Annotated in this window: 4 protein-coding genes and 1 pseudogene; 2 read left to right on the forward strand and 3 right to left on the reverse strand. The window is 72.0% G+C overall.

The window, feature by feature from the left end:
- Window positions 1-206: pseudogene (locus ABT116_RS40800) on the reverse strand (hypothetical protein); the annotation flags it as partial.
- 135 nt (window positions 207-341) lie between these two features.
- On the reverse strand, window positions 342-638 hold the full coding sequence (locus ABT116_RS40805; protein WP_351645179.1) for a hypothetical protein: 297 nt from the start codon (window positions 636-638) through the stop codon (window positions 342-344).
- Window positions 639-735: 97 nt separating this feature from the next.
- Between ABT116_RS40805 and ABT116_RS40810 the strand changes: the two genes are divergently transcribed.
- On the forward strand, window positions 736-1,635 hold the full coding sequence (locus tag ABT116_RS40810) for an oxygenase MpaB family protein (RefSeq protein ID WP_351645183.1): 900 nt from the start codon (window positions 736-738) through the stop codon (window positions 1,633-1,635).
- A 123-nt stretch (window positions 1,636-1,758) separates the two neighbouring features.
- Here the strand turns inward: ABT116_RS40810 and ABT116_RS40815 are convergent, their stop codons facing one another.
- Entirely contained in the window at window positions 1,759-2,358 is a 600-nt protein-coding gene (locus ABT116_RS40815; RefSeq protein WP_351645185.1) for a class I SAM-dependent methyltransferase, read from the reverse strand.
- A gap of 152 nt (window positions 2,359-2,510) precedes the next feature.
- Between ABT116_RS40815 and ABT116_RS40820 the strand changes: the two genes are divergently transcribed.
- Complete coding sequence (locus ABT116_RS40820) at window positions 2,511-3,284, forward strand: MHYT domain-containing protein (protein WP_344464617.1); 774 nt, start codon at window positions 2,511-2,513, stop codon at window positions 3,282-3,284.
- Window positions 3,285-3,605 lie beyond the last annotated feature (321 nt).

The following is a 3,605-nucleotide window of genomic DNA, read 5'->3' on the forward strand; positions in this document are numbered from 1 at the left end:
GGTCTCGAAGGTGGCGTTGTCGCGGCCCACCACGTCCAGGGACGCCACGCCGTGCTTGTCGCGGAAGAAGCAGCAGGCGCCGCGCATGCCTCGGGGTAGTCGTCGCCCAGCACACTCGGGAACTTCGCCGGCGTCAGCAGCACCGCCGTGAGCACATAGAGCGCATCGTCCGCGGCGGCGACGGCTTCCTCGTCCGTCCCGGCCATCCCAGCCTCCCCATCGGTTCGTCCACCGGCGCGCACCCTAATGCGCCCGCAAGCCCCTTGTCACGGCCTCGCCGGCGCACTCGGAGCTGCAGTTTTCCGGCGGACGGGGCGAATCGGCCGTCCTGGACGCGTACATCATGCCGCCGGCAGCCCGAGCAACTCGCGGGCCACGGTCTCCGGCGTCTGGCCGCGCTCACGGGCCAGCGCGATCACGGCCCGGCCGGCCAGCTCGTTCACACCGAACGACAGCGCCTCAGGTGACACCCAGCCGGCCGCTTCGTCGGCGCGCTCCGGGTCGTTCTCCGCGGAGGCCGTGACGTAGGTCGCCGCCGCCTCGAAAAGATTGTGCGGGCGCTTGTCCTCACCGGCTTTCGGCTCCGTGCGCAAGACATCGGCGACCCTTCCCCCGGCTCTGCGGAACCTGCCCCACATGCTGACCACCTTCCCCCTGTGTCTGCGGCGCCCAATCATTCATGTCCCGGTCACCAACGTAAAGTTGCAGAACCGGCGGCAGAAGGGGGACGGCACGGTGAAGCGCTTCTCACGGCTCGAAGAGATCCGGCGGATGGACCCGTACGAGGAGGCCACGGAGATCTACCGGCTCAGCGTGGCGTACGAGTTCCCCTGGGACTTCACACGCGCCCTGGAACTGGCCCTGTACCGCACGTACGCCGTCCCCGGCATCGGCAGGCTGCTCGCGCGCACGGCTGAGCTGACGGACCGGACGCAGAAGCGCTACGACGACACCTCGCTGCTGCTGGACACCATCGTCGAGCACGGTTTCGGCAGTGAGCAGGGCAGGACCGCGATCCGCCGCATCAACCAGATGCACCGCAGCTACGACATCAGCGACGACGACATGCGTTACGTGCTCTGCACCTTCGTCGTGATGCCCAAGCGGTGGATCGACGCCTATGGCTGGCGCAGGATGTCACGCCACGAGATCGTTGCCAGCGTGGTCCACTACCGCGCCCTGGGCCGGCACATGGGGATCAAGGACATCCCCGAGACCTACGAGGAGTTCGAGAGCTGCCTCGACTCGTACGAGGCCGCCCACTTCGCCTGGGACGAGGACGCCCGGCGCGTCTCGGACGCCACGCTCCGCCTGATGGCCTCCTGGTATCCCGGCCCCCTCGCGCCCCTGCTGCGCACCACGACCCTCGCGCTGCTCGACGACTCGCTGCTGCACGCCTTCCGCTACACCCCGCCGAGCGCCACCACGCGCGCGTGGGTGCGGCGCGCCGTCCGGCTCCGGGGCCGTGCCGTCCGCCTCATGCCGCCCCGGCGCACCCCGCACTTCGCCCGCCAGAACCGGGAGATCAAGGGCTACCCGTACGGCTACCGGATCGCCGACCTGGGCACCCGCCCGGTCCCGGGCGTCCGGGGCTGCCCGGTGCGGCACGCGGCGCCGGATGCCCAGGCAGGGTGATGCGGCGGTGGGCACACAGGCGGGGTGACGCGGGGCCGGACGCCCAGGCGGGGTGACGCGGGGCAGCGCGCCCAGGGCACGGCGACGCGGGGCAGCACACCCAGGGCACGGCGACGCGGCGGCTCAGTCCTCGCGCACGGCGAGTGCCAGGAAACGGGAGTCCTCGTCGACGTACGACGTCAGGCGCCATCCCGAACCGGCCAGCAGTGGGCGGAGATTGGGCTCGGCACGCAGGTCGTCCGGGGTGAGCGGGCGGCCGTGGCGTGCCGCGAGAGCCGCCCTGCCGATCGGGTGGAACAGCGCCAGCACCCCACCGGGGCGCACCACACGTGCCAGCTCCCGCAGGTCCTCGGCCGGGCTCCCGAGGTGCGAGATGAGGCCCGCCCCGAACACGGCGTCCAGCGACCGCGAGCGCAGGGGCAGCGCGGCGACGTCCGCGAGCAGCAACCGCCCGTCACGGTCCCGTCCGGCCCGCACGGCCTCCCGCAGCATGGCCGGCGTCAGATCGGCCCCGAGGACCACTCCCGAGGCCCCCACGGCGGCTCGCAGCGGCGGCAGGGCGCGTCCGGTGCCGCACCCCGCGTCCAGCACCCGGTCGCCCGCCCGCAGTCCGAGCTCGGCGACCGCGGCCGCGTAGGCCGGGCCGTCGTCGGGGAAACGGCTGTCCCAGTCGGCGGCGCGGGCGGTGAAGAACTCCTGGACACGCGTCTGCTCGTCGCTCATGTACCGCATGATTCCTCACCGGCACGGATGACGCCTCAGTGCACACGTTCGAGCGTGACCCGATCGTTCCAGTACAGCCTTGGGTCATATTCCAACACCTTTCGAAATGCGCCCCCTTCGTGCGCCTGTGCCGGGTCTAGCGTCCCGGGGCCATGGGACACCTGGACCACGCAGCCCTGGGGTGGCTGACCCCCGCACTGTCGTACGTGATGGCCTGCATAGGCGCCGCGCTCGGTCTGCGCTGCACCGTCCGCGCGCTCGCCACCACCGGGCGTTCGCGCCGCAACTGGCTCGTCACCGCCGCCTCGGCGATCGGCACCGGCATCTGGACCATGCACTTCGTGGCCATGCTCGGTTTCGGCGTCACCGGCACCGACATCCGCTACGACGTGCCGCTCACGCTGCTGAGCCTGCTCGTCGCCATGGTCGTCGTCTGCGCCGGCGTGTTCGCCGTCGGCTACGGCAAGGACCGCGGCCGCGCCCTGCTCGTCGGCGGGCTCACCACCGGCCTCGGCGTCGCGAGCATGCACTACCTGGGCATGGCGGCCGTCCGGCTGCACGGCGACGTGACCTACGATCCGCTGCTCGTCGCACTCTCCGTGCTGATCGCCGTCGTCGCCGCGACGGCGGCCCTGTGGGCGGCCCTCAACATCAAGTCGCCCGTGGCGGTCACCATCGCCTCCCTGATCATGGGCGCCGCCGTCAGCAGCATGCACTACACCGGGATGTTCGCGGTGGGCGTGCGCGTCACGCCCTCCGGGGAGGCCCTGCCCGGGGCCTCGGCGATGCAGTTCATCTTCCCCCTCGCCGTCGGCCTCGGCTCCTACCTCTTCCTGACGTCGGCCTTCGTCGCGCTGTCGCCGACCGCGGGGGAGCGTGCGGCGTCCGCCTCGGCTCAGCGCCCGGTTCAGAGCGCCGCCCCCTAGCCACGAGGCGGCCCGAGACCGCAGACCGCTGCCGAGCGGTCCCCCGGGGGACCAGGGCGGCCTCGCAGTGAGCGCGCCCGGCGGACAAGGAGGGGCCGTCTCAGCGGTCCGGGTGGCGGTGGCGCACCCACCCGCATGAACCGCCCCCTTCGCGGTCGGGCCATGCGCTCCGAGCCGCATGAGTGCCCCTGCCGGGACGCGGCCCTCAGTCCTCCGACCCACTCCCCTGATGATCTCCTCTGCCGTGCGACGCGCAGGCTCCAAGCGGGGGTCCTCGGGGTGAGCGTGCGGCCCGAGAATCTTCGAGCAGACAAACAGAGT

This window comes from Streptomyces sp. NPDC002130 (assembly GCF_040296465.1).
GTDB lineage: Bacteria > Actinomycetota > Actinomycetes > Streptomycetales > Streptomycetaceae > Streptomyces.